The 20,399-nt window shown below is 66.0% G+C and carries 16 protein-coding genes; 3 read left to right on the plus strand and 13 right to left on the minus strand.

Annotated features, from left to right (window positions below):
- Positions 1–23 precede the first annotated feature (23 nt).
- The 6 genes from QOL82_RS13055 to QOL82_RS13080 all read right to left on the minus strand — a co-directional run bounded on the left by QOL82_RS13055 (position 24) and on the right by QOL82_RS13080 (position 5,500).
- Positions 24–839, minus strand: coding sequence for an ABC transporter ATP-binding protein (locus QOL82_RS13055; RefSeq protein WP_283442716.1), 816 nt, complete (start codon positions 837–839; stop codon positions 24–26).
- A gap of 3 nt (positions 840–842) precedes the next feature.
- A complete protein-coding gene (locus QOL82_RS13060) occupies positions 843–1,637 on the minus strand; it encodes an ABC transporter permease (RefSeq protein WP_283442717.1) in 795 nt (264 codons plus the stop codon).
- 31 nt (positions 1,638–1,668) lie between these two features.
- Positions 1,669–2,406, minus strand: coding sequence for a GntR family transcriptional regulator (locus QOL82_RS13065; RefSeq protein WP_283442718.1), 738 nt, complete (start codon positions 2,404–2,406; stop codon positions 1,669–1,671).
- Positions 2,407–2,638: 232 nt separating this feature from the next.
- The gene (locus QOL82_RS13070) at positions 2,639–3,943 is read right to left on the minus strand and encodes a TRAP transporter large permease (protein ID WP_283442719.1); all 1,305 of its coding nucleotides are present in this window, start codon (positions 3,941–3,943) and stop codon (positions 2,639–2,641) included.
- A gap of 30 nt (positions 3,944–3,973) precedes the next feature.
- Positions 3,974–4,483: a TRAP transporter small permease gene (locus QOL82_RS13075; protein ID WP_283442720.1), complete on the minus strand. Its 510-nt coding sequence runs from the start codon at positions 4,481–4,483 to the stop codon at positions 3,974–3,976.
- Between the two features lie 45 nt (positions 4,484–4,528).
- The gene (locus QOL82_RS13080) at positions 4,529–5,500 is read right to left on the minus strand and encodes a TRAP transporter substrate-binding protein (RefSeq protein ID WP_283442721.1); all 972 of its coding nucleotides are present in this window, start codon (positions 5,498–5,500) and stop codon (positions 4,529–4,531) included.
- 235 nt (positions 5,501–5,735) lie between these two features.
- Here QOL82_RS13080 and QOL82_RS13085 point away from each other — a divergent pair, with 235 nt between their 5' ends.
- Together QOL82_RS13085 and QOL82_RS13090 are read left to right on the plus strand one after the other, a co-directional pair.
- Positions 5,736–9,350, plus strand: a complete 3,615-nt coding sequence (locus QOL82_RS13085) for a hydantoinase B/oxoprolinase family protein (RefSeq protein ID WP_283442722.1) — start codon at positions 5,736–5,738, stop codon at positions 9,348–9,350.
- 635 nt (positions 9,351–9,985) lie between these two features.
- On the plus strand, positions 9,986–11,740 hold the full coding sequence (locus QOL82_RS13090) for an ankyrin repeat domain-containing protein (RefSeq protein ID WP_283442723.1): 1,755 nt from the start codon (positions 9,986–9,988) through the stop codon (positions 11,738–11,740).
- 502 nt (positions 11,741–12,242) lie between these two features.
- Here QOL82_RS13090 and QOL82_RS13095 read toward each other — a convergent pair.
- From QOL82_RS13095 to QOL82_RS13105, 3 genes are all read right to left on the minus strand, one after another.
- Positions 12,243–13,988, minus strand: a complete 1,746-nt coding sequence (locus QOL82_RS13095) for a methyl-accepting chemotaxis protein (protein WP_283442724.1) — start codon at positions 13,986–13,988, stop codon at positions 12,243–12,245.
- An 80-nt stretch (positions 13,989–14,068) separates the two neighbouring features.
- Positions 14,069–15,037 carry a chemotaxis protein gene (locus tag QOL82_RS13100; protein ID WP_283442725.1) on the minus strand — a complete coding sequence of 323 codons (969 nt, stop codon included), beginning with the start codon at positions 15,035–15,037 and terminating at the stop codon, positions 14,069–14,071.
- A gap of 230 nt (positions 15,038–15,267) precedes the next feature.
- A complete protein-coding gene (locus tag QOL82_RS13105) occupies positions 15,268–16,059 on the minus strand; it encodes a molybdate ABC transporter substrate-binding protein (protein WP_283442726.1) in 792 nt (263 codons plus the stop codon).
- A 146-nt stretch (positions 16,060–16,205) separates the two neighbouring features.
- Between QOL82_RS13105 and QOL82_RS13110 the strand changes: the two genes are divergently transcribed.
- The gene (locus QOL82_RS13110; RefSeq protein ID WP_283442727.1) at positions 16,206–17,093 is read left to right on the plus strand and encodes an ABC transporter substrate-binding protein; all 888 of its coding nucleotides are present in this window, start codon (positions 16,206–16,208) and stop codon (positions 17,091–17,093) included.
- A 46-nt stretch (positions 17,094–17,139) separates the two neighbouring features.
- Here the strand turns inward: QOL82_RS13110 and QOL82_RS13115 are convergent, their stop codons facing one another.
- The 4 genes from QOL82_RS13115 to QOL82_RS13130 form a co-directional block, all read right to left on the minus strand.
- A complete protein-coding gene (locus tag QOL82_RS13115; protein WP_283442728.1) occupies positions 17,140–17,817 on the minus strand; it encodes a hypothetical protein in 678 nt (225 codons plus the stop codon).
- Positions 17,818–17,964: 147 nt separating this feature from the next.
- Positions 17,965–18,669, minus strand: a complete 705-nt coding sequence (locus tag QOL82_RS13120) for an ABC transporter ATP-binding protein (protein ID WP_283442729.1) — start codon at positions 18,667–18,669, stop codon at positions 17,965–17,967.
- A 9-nt stretch (positions 18,670–18,678) separates the two neighbouring features.
- Positions 18,679–19,422: an ABC transporter ATP-binding protein gene (locus tag QOL82_RS13125; protein ID WP_283442730.1), complete on the minus strand. Its 744-nt coding sequence runs from the start codon at positions 19,420–19,422 to the stop codon at positions 18,679–18,681.
- Positions 19,419–20,399, minus strand: a complete 981-nt coding sequence (locus tag QOL82_RS13130; protein WP_283442731.1) for a branched-chain amino acid ABC transporter permease — start codon at positions 20,397–20,399, stop codon at positions 19,419–19,421. The genes QOL82_RS13125 and QOL82_RS13130 overlap by 4 nt, the downstream gene beginning before the upstream one ends.

Consider the following 20,399-nt stretch of genomic DNA (forward strand, 5'->3'; position numbering starts at 1 on the left):
GTTGGTATGAAACTGGCGGCGCGTCAGCCTTGCGCCTTGCTGCGGGCCTGCGCTTCCTGCGCCGCATATTCGCGCATCACCGAGCCGTGGATGCGGGCGCGCAGCGCATTGAATTCGGGCGTCTCCTGCAGCGCGCGCTCGCGCGGATAGGGGAACGGGATGTCGACGACTTCGCGTATCCGGGAAGGCCGGGCAGAAATCACCAGCACCTTGCTGGCGAGGTAGACCGCTTCCTCCACCGAGTGCGTGATCAGCATCACGGTCTTGCCTTCGGCATGCAGGATCTCCAGCAGCAGGTCGTGCATCGCGCTGCGGGTCTGCGCGTCGAGCGCGCCGAAAGGCTCGTCCATCAGCACGAATTCCGGGTGCACCGCGTAGGCCCTGGCCAGCGCCAGCCGCTGCCGCATGCCGCCCGACAGCGTCTTCGGATAGGCCTTGCGGAAGTCGGTCAGCCCCATCAGCTTCAGGTAGCGCTCGACGATGGCCGCGCGTTCGCCGGCGGCGACCCTGCTGGCCTTGAGCTCCAGCCCGAACGCGATGTTCTGCTCGACCGTCAGCCACGGGAAGACGCCGTATTCCTGGAACATCACGCCGCGGTCCGGGCCGGGGCCGGTGATCTCCTTGCCGTCCAGCGTGACCCGTCCCGAGGTCGGCCTGACGAAGCCGGCCGCCATGTTCATCAGCGTGGTCTTGCCGCAGCCGGACGGGCCGACCAGCGCGACGAACTCGCCCTGACTGATCGCGAAGGTCATGTCGCTGACCACGTCCAGCGGACCGCCGGCCGTGGGAAACTGCATCGACACGTTCTGGAATCGGATGCGTTCGCGTGCTTCCTGCATGGTTCAGCCCTCCACCTTGTCTTGCCAGGCCACCAGGCGCTTCGAGATGCGCCGCAGCAGCAGGTCCATGCCCAGCGCCAGCGCGCCGATGCAGATGATGCCGAGATAGATGGTGCCGAGGTCGAAGAAGGCGGACGCGTTCTGTATCATCGCGCCCAGTCCCTGCTGCGCGGCCACCAGCTCCGACGCCACCAGCGTCGCCCAGGCCACGCCCAGCGCCACCCGCAGCGCGGTGAGCATGTGCGGCACCGTCATCGGCAGCATCACCTTGGTGAAGATCTCGAAATCGGTCGCGCCCAGCGTGCGCGCCACGCGGATGTAGACCGGGCTGATCTGCGTCATCCCTTCATACATCACGATCACCGCGGCGAAGAAGGATGCATAGAACAGGATGGCGATCTTGGCGACTTCGCCGATGCCGAGGTAGACGATGACCAGCGGGATCAATGCGATCGGCGGCAGCGCCCGGAAGAAGTTGATCAGCGGGTCGACGAAGCGGCGCACCGGCTTGTACCAGCCGACCAGGAAGCCGACCGGCACCGCGACCAGCATGCCCAGCAGCAGGCCGAGCACCACGCGCTGCACCGACATGCGGATGTTGGCGAGCAGCTCGCCCTCGGTCAGGTTGGCCCAGAACACCTTGGAGACGGCCAGCGGCGATGGCAGCAGCGTCGGATTGATCAGTCCCGACTCCCGCAGCAGCACCCAGAAGCTGACCAGAAATACGAAGGGGAGGAGCGCCCAGCCAAAGTCGCTGAACATGCTCCTGCGCGCACTGCCCGCACTGCGTTTTTGCATCGTCGTCTCCAAGCTTGTTGTCGCCTGCGCTTCACTTCAGCAGGTCGGTCTCGATCTGTATCATCTGCGCCGGATACTGGATGTGCGCGTAGTAGATGATCTGCGTCGCCTCGTCCAGGAAGGCGCGGCAGACGTCGGCGATCGGGTCGCCGACGCCGATATTCAGGTGCGTGGCCGTGTCCTCGTCCGACACGGTGATGCGCATCACCTGCTTCGCATGCGCGATCTTCACGTCGTCCCGCGCAGCCAGCTGCGGCACGATGGGCGCATTGCTGAAGCCCTCGGGGTCGCTGTCGAAAATGCGCCGGTCCAGGTAAATCTCGATCAGGCAGTAAGGCTCGTCCTTGTGATAGTGCACGCGCCGCAGCCGCTGGTAGGCCGGCCCCACCGTGCCGAATGCGAATGCCGGCGTCAGCGGCGCCGCCGGGTCGCCGTCGATGGTCAGCAGCCTGATCTTCAGGCCGGATACCGCGGCAACCAGTTCCTCCAGCGTGCCCGGCAGCTTGAACCAGCGCTGCTCGGACAGGTCCTTGGCGACGAAGGTCCCCAGCCCGCGGGTGCGGCGCACGATGCCCAGCGCTTCGAGCTGGTCGAGCGCACCGCGCAGCGTGATGCGGGAGACCTTGTACTCGCGTTCCAGCTCGTCCAGCGTCGGGATCTGCGCGCCATAGGGCCACTCGCCGTTCTCGATCCGGTGCCGCATCAGCTTGGCGACCTGCAGATAGAGCGGCACGCGGCTGTTCTGGAAGACCGGCGTTGCATTCGTCATAAAGACATAATAATAAGCACTTTGGAATTGTGCAAGGTTTTTGCGCGGCCTTGCCGGCTTGCGGCGGGTATTGATACGGCGCCTGGTCAGGGCGCGGGTCGCGTGCGATACGCAGCGTCGCGAGCAGGAGCCGCAGGCAAAACAAGATGCGAAAAACAAGGGCGCATAAATCTATGCGCCCTCGCTATTCCCACCTTGGGGCCTGGCGCCGATGCGGCGCCGGCCCTGCTGCCTAGCCGGTGCCCTTCATCGAGCGCGGCAGCCACATCACCAGGTCGGGGAATGTGTAGATCAAAGCGAGCGCGGCGACGATCAGGAAGAACATCGGCAGCGTCACCCTGGCGATCCACGGCACCTGCTTGTTGGTCATCCCCTGCAGCACGAACAGGTTGAAGCCCACCGGCGGCGTGATCTGCGCCATCTCCACCACCAGCACGATGAAGATGCCGAACCAGATCAGGTCGATGCCGGCCTTTTCCACGGTCGGCATGATGACGCCCATGGTCAGCACCACCATTGAAATGCCGTCTAGGAAGCAGCCCAGCACGATGTAGAACACGGTCAGCACCGCGATCAGCATCACGTTGGACAGGCCGAGCGAACCTATCCATTCGGCGAGGTGGCGCGGCAGCCCGAGGTAACCCATCGCCAGCGTCAGGAACTGCGCGCCGCTCAGGATCAGCGCGATCATGCAGAACAGGCGGGTCGCGCCCATCAGGCTGTCGATGAAGGTGCGCCGGGTCAGCGATCCCTGCGCGGCCGACAGCACCAGCGCGCCGAGCACGCCGACCGCCGCCGCCTCGGTGGGCGTGACCCACGGCGAGTAGACCGCGCCCAGCACCAGCACGATCAGCAGGCCGACCTGCAGCAAGTGGCGCGAGCGGTACAGCTTTTCCTTGAAGCTCAGCTTCTCGGTCGCCGGCGGAATCAAGCCGGGATTGGCCAGCGCCCAGACCACGATATAGCCGGAGAACAGCGTCGCCAGCAGGATGCCCGGGATGATGCCTGCGATGAACAGCTGGGCGATCGACACGTTGGCCGATACGCCGTAGACGATCATGATGATGGACGGCGGTATCAGCAGGCCCAGCGTGCCGGCGCCTGCCAGCGTGCCGATGACCTTGTCTTCCGGATAGCCGCGCCGGGTGAGCTCGGGTATCGTCATCTTGCCGATGGTCGCGCAGGTCGCGGCGGACGAGCCGGACACGGCCGCGAAGATCGCGCAGCCGATCACATTGGTATGCAGCAGGCGTCCCGGCACGTTTTCAAGCCAGGGCGCCAGGCCCTTGAACATGTCTTCGGACAGCCGCGTGCGGAACAGGATCTCGCCCATCCAGACGAACAGCGGCAGCGCGGTCAGGGTCCATGACGACGAGGCGCCCCAGATGGTGACCGCCATCGCGTCTCCGGCTGGCCGGGCCGAGAACATCGCCATCGAGATCCATGCGACGCCGGACAGCGCAAGGCCGATCCAGACGCCGGAGCCGAGTATGGCGAACAGCACTGCAACCAGCAGCAGGGTAATCAGCACATCCATTGCGGGGCACTCCTGTAAATTACACGACGGTCATTCATTGCGGAGCATCTCGCCTGAACTGTGCACCACCCGCTTGCCCCGGAGTTCGAGCACCAGGTCGTCGAGCAGCGCAATGAAGAGCACGGTGGCGCCGATGGCCATGCCGATCTGCGGTATCCACAGCGGCGTCGCGTCATTGCCGGTCGAAATGTCGTGGAAGTCCCAGGACTGGTAGGTCAGCCGGATCGCATAGAAAGCCAGTGCGCCCGACAGCATGGTCGCCGCGAACAGCGACCAGATTTCCAGCAGCCGCTTGACCCGGGCGGACGATGCCTGCAGCAGCAGCGTCACGCGGATATGCTCGCCCCGCTTGAAGGTGTGCGCAAGCGCCAGGAAACCGCAGGCGGCCATCGCGTAGCCGGCATACATGTCGGTGCCGCGCCAGCCGAACGCCAGCGCCCGGTCCGCGATGCCGGCGACCACCATCAGCAGCGTGACCACCATGAAGAAAGCCGCCGCATAGCCGGCGGCGTTATACAGCCTGTCTAGAAAACCGCGCATGGGATCCCGTCGCCTGGAAGTGGAGTAAGCATTGCGTAGCGCTGCTTACTTCTTGTTGTAGGCGTCGATGATGGCCTGGCCTTCGGCGCCGGCCTTCTTCACCCAGTCCGCCTGCATCGTCTGCCCCACCTGCTTCAGGTCCGCCTGCAGCTTGTCCGACGGCTTCAGGATGTTCATGCCCTTTTCCTTCAGCGCGTTCAGGTACCACTGGTTCTTTTCTTCCGAGAGTTTCCAGCCGCGGGTTTCGGCGGTCTCGGCTGCCTTCATCAGCGCGTCCTGGCTGGGCTTGTCCAGCGCATCGAAGGCTTTCTTGTTGACGATCACCGCATTCTTCGGCAGCCAGGCCTGGGTGTCGTAGAAGTTCTTGACCTGCTCGTAGACCTTGGAGTCGTAGCCGGTCGAGCCGGACGTCATGAAGGACTCGACGACGCCGGTGGCCAGCGCCTGCGACAGTTCGGACGCCTGCACCGTGACCGGCTGCGCGCCGACCAGTTCGGCGATGCGGCTGGTCGACGGGCTGTAGGCGCGCCATTTCAGGCCCTTCATCTCGGCCGCGCTCTCGATCGTCTTCTTCGAATAGATGCCCTGCGGCGGCCAGGCCACCGCGAACAGCATCATCATGCCCTGCTTGGCCAGCAGGTCGTTCTGCGCTTTCTTCGACGCCTTGTACAGGCGCAGCGAGTCCGCATAGGACGTGGCCAGGAAGGGAATGCCGTCGACGCCATACAGCGGGTTCTCGTTCTCGAAGTTCGCCAGCAGGATCTCGCCGATCTGCGCCTGCCCGCCCTGGACCGCGCGCTTGATCTCGGGCGCCTTGAACAGCGACGCATTCGAGTGGACGGTGATCTTCAGCTTGCCGCCGGTGGCGGCGTCGACGTCGGCGGCGAACTGCTGGACGTTCTCGGTATGGAAGTTGTTCGAGGGATAGGCGGTCGGCATGTCCCACTTCACTTGCGCGTGGGCGGCTGCGGCAAAGGCAATCAGGGGGAGGGTGAAGGCAAGCTTACTCAGACGCATGACGGGCCTTTCAAAAAGGGAATCGAAGTGGAATGGAAAATCTGACAGGAAGAGTAGCCTGTAGCGCCGGTTTTCTCAAGAGAAAGGAGACATCCCGCGGCGAAAGATAGGCGGGAATGCCATATCGGGTTTTGGCGGCTATCATGTCGGATCGCTTTCGATCGACGACGGTGCAATCCACGCGGTGACTGCACCATAAAACAGCAATCACGACATCACTGAAAGGCAGGCTTCCATGCAGCGCTGGCAATTCTGGGTAGACCGAGGCGGCACCTTCACCGACATCGTCGCAAAGCGCCCGGATGGCGCGCTGCTTACCCACAAGCTGCTGTCCGAGAGCCCCGACCAGTACCGCGACGCGGCCGTCGCCGGCATCCGTCACCTGCTCGGACTGAAGCCCGACGAACGCATACCGCTGGAGCTGGTCGAGGCGGTGAAGATGGGCACCACGGTGGCGACCAATGCGCTGCTCGAACGCAAGGGCGAGCCGACCGTGCTGGCGACGACCCGCGGCTTCCGCGATGCGCTGCGGATCGCCTACCAGAACCGGCCGCGCCTGTTCGACCGCCACATCGTGCTGCCCGAACTGCTGTACGAGCGCGTGATCGAGATCGACGAGCGCGTCGGCGCCCATGGCGACCTGGTGCAGCCGCTGGACGAGGACGCCGCCGAGCGCGCGCTGCGCGACGCCTATGACAGCGGCTACCGGGCGCTGGCCATCGTCTTCATGCACGGCTACCGCTACACCGACCACGAGGCCGCGGTCGAGCGCATCGCGCGCCGCATCGGCTACACCCAGGTCTCAGCGTCCCACGCGACCAGCCCGATGCAGAAGCTGGTCTCGCGCGGCGACACCACCGTGGTCGACGCCTACCTGTCGCCCATCCTGCGCCGCTACGTCGACCAGGTCGCCGACGAGATGCCGGGCGTGAACCTGCAGTTCATGCAGTCCAGCGGCGGCCTGACCGATGCCCATGCGTTCCACGGCAAGGACTCGATCCTGTCCGGCCCGGCCGGCGGCATCGTCGGCATGGCCCGCACCAGCAAGCTGGCCGGCTTCGACAAGGTGATCGGCTTCGACATGGGCGGCACCTCGACCGACGTCTCGCATTACTCGGGCGAGTTCGAGCGGGTGTTCGAGACCCAGGTGGCCGGCGTGCGGATGCGCGCGCCGATGATGAGCATCCATACGGTTGCGGCCGGCGGCGGCTCGGTGCTGCACTTCGACGGCTCGCGCTACCGGGTCGGGCCGGACAGCGCCGGCGCCAACCCGGGGCCGGCCAGCTACCGGCGCGGCGGGCCGCTGACGGTCACCGACTGCAACGTGCTGCTCGGGAAGATACAGCCGTCGCATTTCCCCAGGGTGTTCGGCCCGGATGCGGACCAGCACCTGGACCGCGGCCCGGCGCTCGACGGCCTCGCCCGCATGGCCGCCGACATCGCGCAGGCGACCGGCAGGGCGACCCTGCCCGAGGAAGTGGCCGAGGGCTTCATCGATATCGCGGTCGGCAACATGGCCAACGCGATCAAGCAGATCTCGGTGCAGCGCGGCCATGACGTGATGGACTATGTGCTGGCGACCTTCGGCGGCGCCGGCGGCCAGCATGCATGCCTGGTGGCCGACGCGCTGGGCATGACGCGCGTGTTCTGCCATCCGCTGGGCGGCGTGCTGTCGGCTTACGGCATGGGCCTGGCGGACCAGACGACCATGCGCGAGGCCGCGGTCGAACTGCAGCTGGAAGCGCAGGCGATGCCGGTGCTGCAGGAACGGCTGGCGCAGCTGGCCGACGCCGCGCGCGCCGAGCTGCGCAGGCAGGGCGTGCCGGCCGAACGCATCGTCGACATCCGGCGCGTGCATCTGCGCTATGAAGGCACGGACTCTGCGCTGATCGTTCCGGCCGGCGAGATGGCGGCGATGCAGGCCGCTTTCGAGGCAGCCTATCGCAAGCGCTACTCGTTCCTGATGGCGGGCAAGCCGCTGGTCGTCGAGGCGGTGTCGGTCGAGGCGATCGGTCCGTCGGACGCGCCGCAGGAAACCGCGCCGACGCGGCCGCCGCGCAGCGGTGCGCTGCAGCCGGCCGAGACGGTGCGCTTTTACTCGCACCGCGCATGGCATGACGCCGGCCTCTACAAGCGCGAGGACACGCGCCCGGGCGACCTGATACGCGGCCCGGCCATCGTCGCCGAAGCCAATGCGACCACCGTGGTCGAACCTGGCTGGCAGGCCGAAGTCACGCCGCTGGACCACCTGGTCCTGACCCGTGTCGAGGCGCGCCCGGAGCGCCGCGCGATGGGCACCAGCGCCGACCCGGTGATGCTGGAAATCTTCAACAACCTGTTCATGTCGATCGCCGAGCAGATGGGGCTGCGGCTGCAGAACACCGCCTACTCGGTCAACATCAAGGAAAGGCTGGATTTCAGCTGCGCCATCTTCGATGCGCACGGCCATCTGATCGCCAACGCGCCGCACATGCCGGTGCACCTGGGCTCGATGGGCGAGAGCATCAAGACCGTGATCGCGGAGAACAGCGGGAAGATGCGTCCCGGCGACGTGTTCATGCTCAATGACCCGTACAACGGCGGCACGCATCTGCCCGACGTCACCGTCATCACGCCGGTGTTCGACGAGGCGGGCGCGGACATCCTGTTCTATGTCGGCTCGCGCGGCCACCATGCCGACATCGGCGGCACCACGCCCGGTTCGATGCCGCCCGACTCCACGGTGGTGGAGGAAGAGGGCGTGCTGATCAATAACTTCAAGCTGGTGGAGCAAGGCCGGCTGCGCGAGGCGGAGACGAGGGCGCTGCTGGCCGGCGCGCGCTATCCGGCCCGCAATCCAGACCAGAACCTGGGCGACCTGCGCGCACAGGTCGCCGCCAACCAGAAGGGCGTGGAAGAGCTGGGCAAGATGGTCGCCCACTTCGGCCTCGACGTGGTGCAGGCGTACATGGGCCATGTGCAGGACAATGCCGAGGAAGCGGTGCGACGCGTGATCACCGCGCTGAAGGATGGCGCCTATGAATACCGGCTCGACAATGGCGCGGTGATCAATGTCGCGATCCGCGTGAACCATGCAGAACGCCGCGCCGACATCGACTTCACCGGCACCTCGCCGCAGCTCGTCAACAACTTCAATGCGCCGTCGGCGGTCTGCATGGCGGCGGTGCTGTACGTGTTCCGCACGCTGGTCGACGACGAGATCCCGCTCAATGCCGGCTGCCTGAAGCCGCTGAACGTGATCATCCCGGAAGGCTCGATGCTCAAGCCGCGTTACCCGGCATCGGTCGTCTCCGGTAATGTCGAGACCTCGACCTGCATCACCAATGCGCTGTACGGCGCGCTCGGCGTGATGGCCGCAGCGCAGGGCACCATGAACAACTTCACCTTCGGCAACGAGCGCTACCAGTACTACGAGACCATCTCCGGCGGCTCGGGCGCGGGCGATGGCTTCAATGGCACCGACGTGGTCCAGACCAACATGACCAACTCGCGGCTGACCGACCCCGAGATACTCGAGTTCCGTTTTCCAGTGCGGCTGGAGAGCTACGAGATCCGGCCGGGCACCGGCGGAAAAGGGAAGTGGCACGGCGGGAACGGCGGCATACGCAAGGTCCGTTTCCTGGAGCCGATGACGGCGTCCATCCTGTCGAACAACCGCATCCATGCGCCGTTCGGCATGGCCGGCGGCGAACCGGGCGCGCTCGGCATCAACCGCGTCGAGCGGGCGGATGGCAGCACGCAGATGCTCAAGCATGTCGACAAGACCCAGATGCAGGCGGGCGATGTGTTCGTGGTCGAGACGCCGGGCGGGGGAGGATATGGCATGCCGGAGACTGATTCCCCGGGCTGAACGCGCGCCGTGCCCTGGGTCGCCCCGGCCTGGAAGGCTGCCGGGGCGATCCGTCGTTAACCGATTACCACATTACTGTGCGGGGTTCGTTGATCGGCAGCGTCTGGCCACGGGCAGCCGCGTCCTCCGCAGCCGGCGTTCACCGCCAGCCGCGGCATAATTCAAGCATTCACCGTTCAGCGCTCGCTGACGCATGGGCCGGCGCACCGGAGGCGTCGCGCCGCGCGCAACCCGTGCGCATGTCCATCAGGCTGATGCATGGCGCTACGATCGATTCTGCACTGCATTTCATTTACAACTAGGGAACTCAAAGCATTTACCTGAGACCCACCGCCCTGCGTTTTTACAGCGTACTGAAGAGCGGTAACTCCTGGTCTTCATGTTCGATTTTCTAATTGGACTACCCCATGCAATCAATCAACTCAGGGCTCTTTGCCAGCGCCCAGGAACAACCAAAACCGAGCGAAACAGCGAATCCGCCGATCGCACGGCTGCCAGGTGGCGCGCTCGAAGAGCAGCACCGGGGGTCGTCCCGATTTTTCACGCACGTTCCGATGCATGGCGGCGACCGTCCGGCGTTCCCGGCCCATTCAAGCTGCCCAGTCTACACAAGGGCGGGCGCAAAGCAGGACGGTATGCCCACCGAAGTTGACAGGGATACAAAGCAGTGCTCCTTCCCCGTGCAGGGAGCAACGCACAACCGGGTTGCGTTACTCTCAACTTCCGGCCGGGCCAGCGACCCGATGGAGATCTGCTCGTTCGAGGATAGCGATGAAACCAATTCAAGCGGCGACTCCTTCGACGACAGCGTGACGCAGTTCGACGCGCCTGAAAATTCCGTCGAAGCCGCACGGGCGTTCCTGCGGGAACGCGGCATCGATATCCAGGCCGGCGATGCCGCTGGCGCCGCCGCGCTGATTGCCTCGGCATGGGAGGGGCAATGCGACATTGTCGAAAATTTGCTGGTGGCCGGGGTGGACGTCAACTGCGCCCATGCCAGGACCGGCGACAATGCGCTGATACTTGCAGCGAGTCTTGGCCATATCGACGTCATCGGGGTGCTGCTGCGCACGCCGGGCATCGCACTGGACAGGGCCAACAGGAATGGCGACACCGCGCTGATGCTGGCCGCTTCCGGCGACTGGACCGACGTCGTGAGCATGCTGCTCCAGCACGGCGCCCAGGCCAACGTCGCCAACCGGCGGCGCGGCTACACCGCGCTGCTGCTGGCGGCGGATTACGGCCTGGTCCGTGTCGTCGACATCCTGCTGAAAGTGCCGGGCATCGAGCTGAATGCAGCAAATCAGCTTGGCGACACGGCGCTGATCCTGGCCGCCGCCGGAAAACGGTTCGAGGTCGTGCAGGCGCTGCTGAATGCCGGCGCCAGCATGGCGCCGGCGGATGCGCTGGGCCATACCGCGCTGAGCGCTGCCATCGTCGCCGAGCACGCGGGCATCGTCGAACTCTTTCTCGACCGGGGAGCGAAATTAAGCGCGCTCGACACCCGGCCCGCCTCCCTCTCCGCGTCGCAGTCGGTGTTCAGCGTGACGGTCAGCGACCTTGCATCGGCGCAGGGCAACTTTTGCGGTTTTCCTTCTCAAGGCAACCCGCTGGCATTCTTCCATGGCTTGAGCGGGTCGATTTCGCCGAACGGCGACGTCCAGGGGGTACAGGGCTGGCTGCGCAGCCAGGGCATGCTGGCCGCATGCGCGCGCGAGCTGGCGTCGATCCTGACGCCGGCGCGCGCATGGGCGCTGGAAGCGGCAAAGGGGAAAAGGGACCGCCTGGAGCAGCACCGCCTGATCTATTGCATCAGCGCGGTGAGCCAGCTGGCCGTGGGCAATGCGGCCGAAAGGGTGCTCGACGTCTATCGCCAGGCCGGCATCAGCGACAAGGCCATCGCCAGGCGGGTGCCGCTGGTGAAGTCGCAGCTCGGCGGCCTCGCCGAACTGGCCGCCAAGGCGGCGGCGCAGTTCGGGGGCGACCTGATCGGCATGCTCATTGCCAGCTGCCTCGCACAGACCAGCCCCAGATATGAGGTGCGTCCCGGCGACCTCAAGGATTGCCTGGCCCAGGCGGGATTCATCGAGCCGCTGGCCGGGGTCATCGCATCGGGCTGGCAGACGGTGCTGGCCGGAATACGGGGAAAGACCACCCGCACGCCGGAAGGACTGTCCCTGCTCGACACCATCGAATATGTCCACCAGAATGTCATCGGGGATGCACAGGCCGTGTTGGCCCGCGCCCTGAAGGAAAACCTCAAGCAGCGCTCGTTGCTGACGTCATTCGAAGTGGCGCTGGTGCCAAGCCATGAGGAAGTCGTGCACATGCTGTTCCAGATCCAGTGCGACTGGCTTTCGCAGTTCTGCGAGCAGTCGCTCGCAAGCTGACCGGGTTCCCGGCGCCGTCCGCGCGGACGAGCGGCGACAGGCGTTCTTCAGGCTACCGGAACGGCTCGCGCTTTTATCGATAGCGGCTGGGTGCCGCGTTTCCCAATGGCCGGCCGGATCCGCAGGGCCGGCATCGGAGACTTACGTTCAATGGCGCAGTGACGGCTCCGGGCATCGCCGACCTGGCATTGGCCTGTGCACCAAGGCACACCTTACCCGCCAGGCAGGACAAGCGCCGTATCCGGCCTTGGATTGTGAAGCATCCGCCAGTCTCGCTACCGCCCTGCGCGTCCTGTAGAAATCCCCGGTTCGCAAGGCTCGATGAAGCTTCGTAGGGTGTAATGAGCGATAGCGCATTACACCACTGGCCAATCAACTACCGCCGGCTATACGCAACGATTGGTGTAATGCGCGTTGCTTATTACACCCTACGAGCCGACGTCCCACGCTGACGAAGCGGAAACATCGTTCCCATCCGTTACGCGATGACCTGGGATTGGTATCAGAACTCTTCCCAGTCGCCGCCGTCCTGCGCCGCGACGACCCGTCGCGCCGGCTTGGCGGCGACCATCGCCGGGGTTGCTGGGCGCCTGAGCGGGGCCATGGCCGGCGCACGGACGGGCGCCGGCGGCTTGCGCAGGGGCTGCGCGACTGGCGCCGGCGCTGCGATTGCCGCTGCCGCCGCCGGCAATGGCGCACCGCCATCGATCCTGAACGTGCCGACGACATTCGCCAGGCGGACGGCCTGGTCCTGCAGGGACTCGGATGCGGCAGCCGCTTCCTCGACCAGCGCGGCATTCTGCTGCGTCACCTGGTCCATCTGGCTAATTGCCTGGTTGATCTGGTCGATCCCGGCCGTCTGTTCCTGGCCGGCCGCGCTGATCTCGCTGATGATGCCGGTGACACGGCTGACGCTGTCGACGATTTCCTGCATCGTCGTGCCCGCTTCGGTGACCAGGCGGCTGCCTGCCTCGACCCGCTGGACCGAACTGTCGATCAGCGCCTTGATATCCTGGGCGGCCGCCGCCGAGCGCTGCGCCAGGCTGCGCACTTCGGTGGCGACCACGGCAAAGCCGCGGCCCTGTTCGCCTGCGCGGGCCGCTTCCACCGCCGCATTGAGCGCAAGGATGTTGGTCTGGAACGCTATGCCGTTGATCACGCCGATGATGTCCGCGATCTGCCGCGACGACGCATTGATTTCGCCCATCGTGCCGACCACCTGCCCGATCACCACGCCGCCCCGGGCTGCGACGCCGGACGCGGCCTCGGCCATTGCGCTGGCCTGGCGTGCGCTGTCGGCATTCTGCCTGACCGTCGCGTTGAGTTCCTCCATCGACGACGCGGTCTCTTCCAGCGAACCTGCCTGCTCCTCGGTGCGGGACGACAGGTCGAGGTTGCCGGCGGCGATCTGCCGCGATGCGGTGGCGATCGTGTCGGTGCTGGTGCGCACTTCGGTGACGGTCTGCAGCAGGTTCGCGTTCATCGACTTCAGGGCGTCCAGCAGCTGGCCGACTTCGTCCTTCGAGCCGGGTTCGATCCGGCTCGTGAGGTCGCCGGCGGCGACGGTCTGGGCCACCCGCACCGCGCGGCCCAGCGGCACCGTGATGCTGCGCGACAGTGCCCACGCCAGCGCCGCGCCGATGGCGAATGCGGCGAGGCCCATCGAGGCAAGCAGCATGCTGGCCTGCGCGGACACCTCGTCTATTCTGGTGTTTGCCTTGTCGAACAGCGACTGCTGGTAGTTCGCGAGCGTCTGCACCGAGGCCACGTAGGCGTTCATCGCCGGAAGCAGCTTGCCGTCGATTTGCGCCTTGAGTTCGGCATCGTTCGACTCGCCGCTCGTTTTCAGCGTGAAGAACCGGTCGCGTATTTCCGTGTAGGTCTTGCGCCTGGCGATGATTTCAGAGAGCAGCCGCTTGCCTTCGTCGCTGCCGATCGTCGGCTCGAGGTCCTTGCTGATGTCGGTAATGCGCTTGCTGACCGCTTTCATCTCGGCGTCGAAATAGGCCTGGTCTTCCGCCTTCTCGCTTTTCGCCTTGGCAAGCGTGCGCACCGAGTTGGTGGCGATGTTCTCCAGCCATTTGCCTGCCAGCACCTGCTTGTGGGCGGTCTGTTTCATTTCAAGCTTGGCGTCGGCCACGCGGGACAGTTCCCAGATGCCGGCGCCGGTCATGGCCCCGGTGAGGCCCAGCACGGCGGCGAAGGCAATGGCCAGCCGGGTGCCGATATTCAGATTCTTGATGTTCATGATCCTGTCGCGATAAAAAATGGGCGGGCTGATCTTCGCCGGTTGGCGCGGCCAGCTCCCAGCCCGGAAGCTGAAAATGGTCAGGCCTGCCGGCTCTGGAGCACGGTCCGTATCGTCTTCGCAAGGTCCTCGACCTTGAACTTGGCGACATAGCCGTCGGCGCCCGCGCTCTTCACGTGCGCCTCGTTGGTCTGCCCGGTCAGCGACGAATGGATGACCACGGGCAGCGCCTTGAAGCGGGCGTCTGCCCGTATCCGGCGGGTCAGCATGAAGCCGTCCATCTCCGGCATTTCAAGGTCGGTGAGCACCATCGTGACCTTGTCGGCGAGCGTGCCGCCCTCGGCCAGCGCATCGGCGGACATGGATTCCAGCGCGTCCCATGCCTCCCTGCCGGTCTTGGTCATCGTGTATTTCAGACCCATTGCGTCCAGACCCTGGCCGATGATCATGCGGGCCGACGACGAGTCGTCCGCGACCAGCAGCCTGGCCGGCGCCGACACCGCCGGCTCGAATGCCACGTCGGCCGTCGCGATGTCGTCGGTTCTCGGCGGGAACACGTTGCGCAGGATCTGCTCGACGTCGAGGATCTGGGCGAGCTGGGTGCCGTGCACCGCGTTGTCGAGCTGGGCAATACTGGTGACCGTGCCGTTGCCGGCCGCCGCGCCGTCCGCGGGCCGGACCTGCGACCAGTTCAGGCGGACGATCTCGTCCACGTCCTCGACCGCGAACGCCTGCGTGGTGCGGGCGAACTCGGTGACCATCAGGATCTTCAGGCCGTTTTCCGGCTGGCAGCCGAGCAGCGCCGGCAGGTCGATGACCGGCACGATCTGGCCGCGGATATTGACCACGCCGAGCAGGCATGGTGAAGCGCCGGCGATGGCCGTAATCTCCGGCATCGCCATCAGTTCGCGCAGCTTGAATACATTGATGCCGTACAACTCGCTGCGACCCGCGCCGCCGCATTTCCCGAGCCGGAACAGCATCAGCTCGAACTTGTTGGTTGAAGTAAGGGCTGCCCGTTCGTTGATCTCGTTTCCTACCGTGCTCATCTGCGCTCCCGTGCCGTTGGGTCGCCACGCGCGGCAAAAGCCGCGTGTTGCCGACCAAAGGTATTACGGACGGGAAAAAAGTTTAAAGATGGTGAAATACTAAGATTTACAAAAAAAACCGGCGGTAAGGAAATCTGCCGGTTCCGCGCTAGTCCGGGCTGCCGTCCTGCCCGTGCCGGCAAATGCGAAGCCAGGCGGCCGCCGGGGTGGCGCCACGCGGGCTGCGCCGGCTATTCCGGGGGCCGCAGGCCGTGCTTGCGCAGGCGATGGCGTTCGTCCGGGCTTGCGACCAGCGCGGCAAATGCCCGGGCTTCCGGCGGGGCGTCGGCGCGAACCCATAGCGCGTAACTGCTGGCGAGGTCGAAGCGGCCCGGGAACGGCCCCAGCAATGCGGCAGGATCGGCCTGCATGATCTCGCTGATCTGGGTCACGCCCAGGTCTGCCTTGCCATCCATGACAAGGTGCATGGTTTCGATGCCGTCGGCGGCGAGGGTGGCTTTCTTCATCACCTCGTCGCGGATGCCCAGCGTCTCGATCACCTGCAGGAAGTGGCGGCCTACCGTCGCGCCGCGGGCCGGGTCGGAGAAAGCGATACGCGGCGCGGCGAGCAGCGCCTGGCGCAGCGCGTCCGGCGTCGAGATGTCCGGCCGCATGCCGCCGGGCCGGACCGCCAGGCCGCCGACGGTCGCGCCGACCGCTGTCGTGACGCCATCGCGCAGACGGCCGGCCGTTTCCGCCGCGCGAAGCCGGGCGTCGGTCGTGACCAGGAAAGTGGCGCCCTGGTCGGCGACAAAGCGCTGCTCGGCCGCGCCGGCGGTGTCGAAAACCAGCGCCACGCGCCGCCCGGTTGCCGATTCATAATCGCGGGCGAGTTCCTCGAGCGGCGCCTTCACGCCTGCGGCGGCGTAGAGCCGCATGTCCGCCGCCCGCGCCGCAGCCAACGGCGCAAGGGACAGGCTTGCCAGCAGCACGGAGGCGAGCAGGCGCGACGGCCGGGCTTGTTTCATCATCGGGTTTTTCACGGTGTCTCCGTAGGCATTCTTATATAGGCGTCGCAAGCGCATGACAGGAAATCATACTATCGGATATTGTGCCGGGTAGCCCGGCCGTCACCGGCCGGCGCACATCCTGTCCCGACAGCCCGACAACAAGAACGAGGAGACCGACCATGCTTCACCCGACGCCGCGACTACGCAAATCCGCCGGACCGGCGAAACGAACCGCGCTGCGGCCCGTGACCTTCGTGCTGGGCATGCTCGCCCTGGCCGCGCTTGCCGCATGCGCATCCGGTCCCGCCGCCAAGGCCCCGCCCGGCTCGGACAACGCGGCGCGCAAGGAGCTGGCGCCGTCCGGCACGCTGCGAGCGGCTATCAACTTCGGCAACCCGATACTCGCCGCCAGGGATGATGCGACCGGCGAAGCGCGCGGCGTATCGGTCGACATCGCACGGGAGCTGGGGAAACGGCTGGGCGTGCCGGTGCAGCTGGTGACATACGGCGCAGCCGGCAAGGTCGTCGAAGGCGCGAAGTCGAATGAATGGGATGTCGCCTTCGTGGCGATCGATCCCAAGCGCGGCGCGGACATGGCCCAAACCACGCCCTACGTCGTCATCGAGGGCGCTTACCTGGTGCCGCAGGCATCGCCGATCAGGACCAATGCCGATGTCGATCGCCAGGGCACGCGCATCGTGGTCGGCGCCGGAAGCGCCTACGACCTTTACCTGACGCGTGAAATCAGGAATGCGCAGCTGGTGCGCGCGCCGACCTCGCCGCGCGTGGTCGACACGCTGCTGGAGCAGCGCATGGAGGTGGCGGCCGGCGTCCGGCAGCAGCTGGAGGCCGATGCCCGGCGCCTGCCCGGACTGCGCATGCTCGACGGCCGGTTCATGGTGATCAACCAGGCGATGGCGATGCCGCTCGGGCGACCGGCGGGCGAGCGCTACCTGAATGCGTTCGTCGAGGAAATGAAGGCATCGGGCTTCGTTGCGCAGGCGCTGGCCCGGCACCGCATCGAAGGCGCGGCGGTGGCGCCGGCCGACACGGCCGCGCTGCGCTGATCCGAGGGCGGGGGGCGCCGGGCGGCGCGGCCAGTCCCCCGGCTGCTCAACCCTTGTAGTCCGACGCCAGCCAGAGCTCGTACTGCCGCGGAACCGCGCTGGTCTCGAAACCGCCGATGCTCTTCAGGCGCTGCGCGGGCAGCCCCAGCGCCAGCAGCGTCGCCTGCACCTTCATCGCTTCTTCCTTCTCGGACGGCCGGAAATATCGCAGGTCGGAAGAACGCGGGCCGGCGCTGACCACCTTGATGCCGGCCAGCGCGATGCCCTGCTTCTCCAGCTCCGGCGCGAGCCGCCGCGCCTGTTCGCGGGCGTTTTCGTCGAGCACATGGATGTAGACGGAAGGCATGCCCATGATCTGGGCCGCCATGGACGGGTCCGGCGTCGCAGCCGCGGGCGTCGCGGGAGCGGCGGCCGCGACTTGGGCGGGCGCCGGCGCCGGACCGGGTTCGTCTTCCTCGCCGCCGCCCGCCGTGGCGCCGGTGCCGGAGCCGCCGCTGGCTGCGGCCGCGCGTGGGCCGTCGGCCGGGCGTTGCGACGCTGATATCGTTACGACCGGTGCGCCGACAGGCGCCGGCCGGAGCGATTGCATCAGTCCGATCGACACGGCGAACACTGCCACGCCCGTCGCCAGGCTCCATGCATGCTGGCGCAGCTTGCGCCTGCGGCCGGCGTCAGGGCCGACCGGTGCGGCCTGTCCAGGCTCCAACGGTGCTTGCTTGTCCATATCGTCACATCATCCGCCCAGGCGGGATGCCGAGGTTTGCGGTATCGGTTTGGACAGCAGCGACACGCGTAGTTCCTCGCAATGCGCGCAGGCTTGCGGCAAAACAGCGTACGGCCTTGCGCAGGGTCGCCTTCTAGCGGCCCGGACCTAGACCGCGCAATAGCGCTCCTGTATTTCCTGGTCCGCAAGCAATTCGGCGGCAGTGCCGGTATGCACGATCTCGCCCTGGTCGAGGATGTAGGCCCGGTCGGAAATCGACAATGCCCGCTCGACATTCTGCTCGACCAGCAGGATGGTCGTGCCGCGCTGCTTCAGGCGCAGGAACAGTTCGAACATCTCGTCGACGAGAATCGGCATGATGCCTTCCGACGGCTCGTCGAGCAGGATCATCTTCGGCCGCGCCATCATGGCCCGCGCGATCGCCAGCATCTGCTGCTCGCCGCCGGACATCGAGGTGCCTTCCTGGTGCAGCCGCTCCTTGAGGCGCGGAAAGGTCTCCGCGATCTCGTCGACCATCTCGGTCATGCGTCCGCGGTCCTTGCTGGCGATCAGCCCGAGTTCCAGGTTTTCCCTGACGGTCAGGCCGGGGACGATGCGCCTGTCCTCGGGGACATAGGCCAGGCCCATGTGGAAGCGGGTGTGCGGCGGCTGCATCAGGCATTCGTGGCCGTCGAACACCATGCTGCCGCTGCGCTTGCCCAGCAGGCCCATCAGCGTGCGCAGCGTGGTCGTCTTGCCCGCGCCGTTGCGGCCCATCAGCGTGACGATCTCGCCTTGCGCGACGTCGAATGCGATGTCCTGCACCACGTGGCTGCGGTCGTAGTAGGCATTGAGCCCGGTGACTTTCAGCATGCTCAATCCTTAATGTTGGCCGAGATAGACGCGCTTGACCTCGGCATTGCTGCGGATCTCGTCCGGCGTGCCCTCGGCCAGGAATTCGCCGTGATGCAGGACGATGAGCCGCTCGCACAGGCCCATCACCAGCTTCATCTTGTGCTCGACCAGGATCACGGTGCGCTCGGTCGCCAGCGACGCGATCAGCTTCATCATCGTCGTGGTTTCCTCCGGCGACATGCCGGCGGTGGGTTCGTCCATCAGCAGCAGCTTCGGCTCGCAGGCAAGCGCCATCGCGATCTCCAGCGCCCGCTGCTGGCCGTGCGCAAGGTCGGCGGCCGGCTTGTCGCGCACCGGCTGCAGGCCGACCCGCTCGAGCAAGTGGTCGGCCAGGTCGATCAGCTCGCGCATCGACGCGCGCGGACGCAGCAGCGCGAACCGCGCATGCCGCATCTGCGCGGCGACCCGCACGTTCTCGTGCGCCGAGAGCTGCTTGAACACGTTGGTGATCTGGAAGCTCTTGGCGATGCCGATGCGCGCGAACTCGTGCTGCGGCAGGCCGGTGATGTCATTGCCGAGGAAATGGATGCTGCCCTCGGTCGGCGGGAATGCGCCGCTGACGACGTTGAAGAAGGTGCTCTTGCCGGCGCCGTTGGGGCCGATGATGGCGGTAAGCCGTCCCGGCTGGAAGGCGACGCTGACATTGCTGAGCGCCTGGAATTTGCCGAAGCGTTGCGAGACGCCGCGGACTTCGAGTATCGGTGTCGTCATTTTGCCGTCGCCTCACGGAACAGGCTGCGCTGCAGCCAGCGCACCAGGGAACCCCATATGCCGCGCGGGAAGAACAGCACGAAGATGATGAAGATGACGCCGACCACGGCCATCCAGTGCTTGGTCATCGTGGTGACGATGTCTTCCAGGTAGAGGAAGACCGCGGCGCCGACGAAGGGGCCGAAGAAGGTGCCCATGCCGCCCAGCAGGCACATCATCACGCCCTGGCCGGACTGCAGGTAATGCAGCGAGTCGATCGGCACGATGGACAGGTGCAGCGCGCGCAGCGTGCCGGCCAGGCCGCAGAGGGTGGCCGACAGCACGAACACCAGCAGCCGGGTGCGGGCCACGTCGAAGCCGCAGGCCGCGGTGCGCTTCTCGTTCTCGCGCACGGCCTCGATAACCGCGCCGAACGGGGAGTTCAGCACCCGCGAGACGAACCACAGCGCGGCGGCGACGAACAGGAAGATCAGGTAGTACTTGGTCATCGGGTTGAGAAAGTCGACGGTGAAGCCGAACACCTCGAACGGCGCCACGGTGATGCCGCGCAGCCCGTTCTCGCCGCCGGTCCAGCGCTCGGCCTTGTAGAACAGGTAGTAGACGATCTGCCCGAGCGCGAGCGTCACCATCGCGAAGTAGATGCCGCGGGTGCGTATGGCCAGGTAGCCGATGATGAGCCCGACGAAGGCGGCCGCGGCAACGCCGGCGACGATGGCGATCAGCCAGTGCAGGCCGAAATGGACAATGGCGATGCCGGTGATATAGCTGCCGACGCCGAAGAAGGCCGCATGGCCGAAGGACAGCATGCCGGTGTAGCCGAACAGCAGGTTGTAGCCGACCGCATACAGGCCGTAGATCAGGATGTTGACCGCCAATGCCTCGTAGGGCATCAGCAGCGGGAATACCAGCAGGAACAGCAGCACGGCGGCGACGCGGTGGCGCACCACCATGAAATAGAGTTTTTGTGGAAGCGTCAT

The sequence above is a fragment of the Noviherbaspirillum suwonense genome, from assembly GCF_900182955.1.
GTDB lineage: Bacteria > Pseudomonadota > Gammaproteobacteria > Burkholderiales > Burkholderiaceae_D > Noviherbaspirillum_A > Noviherbaspirillum_A suwonense.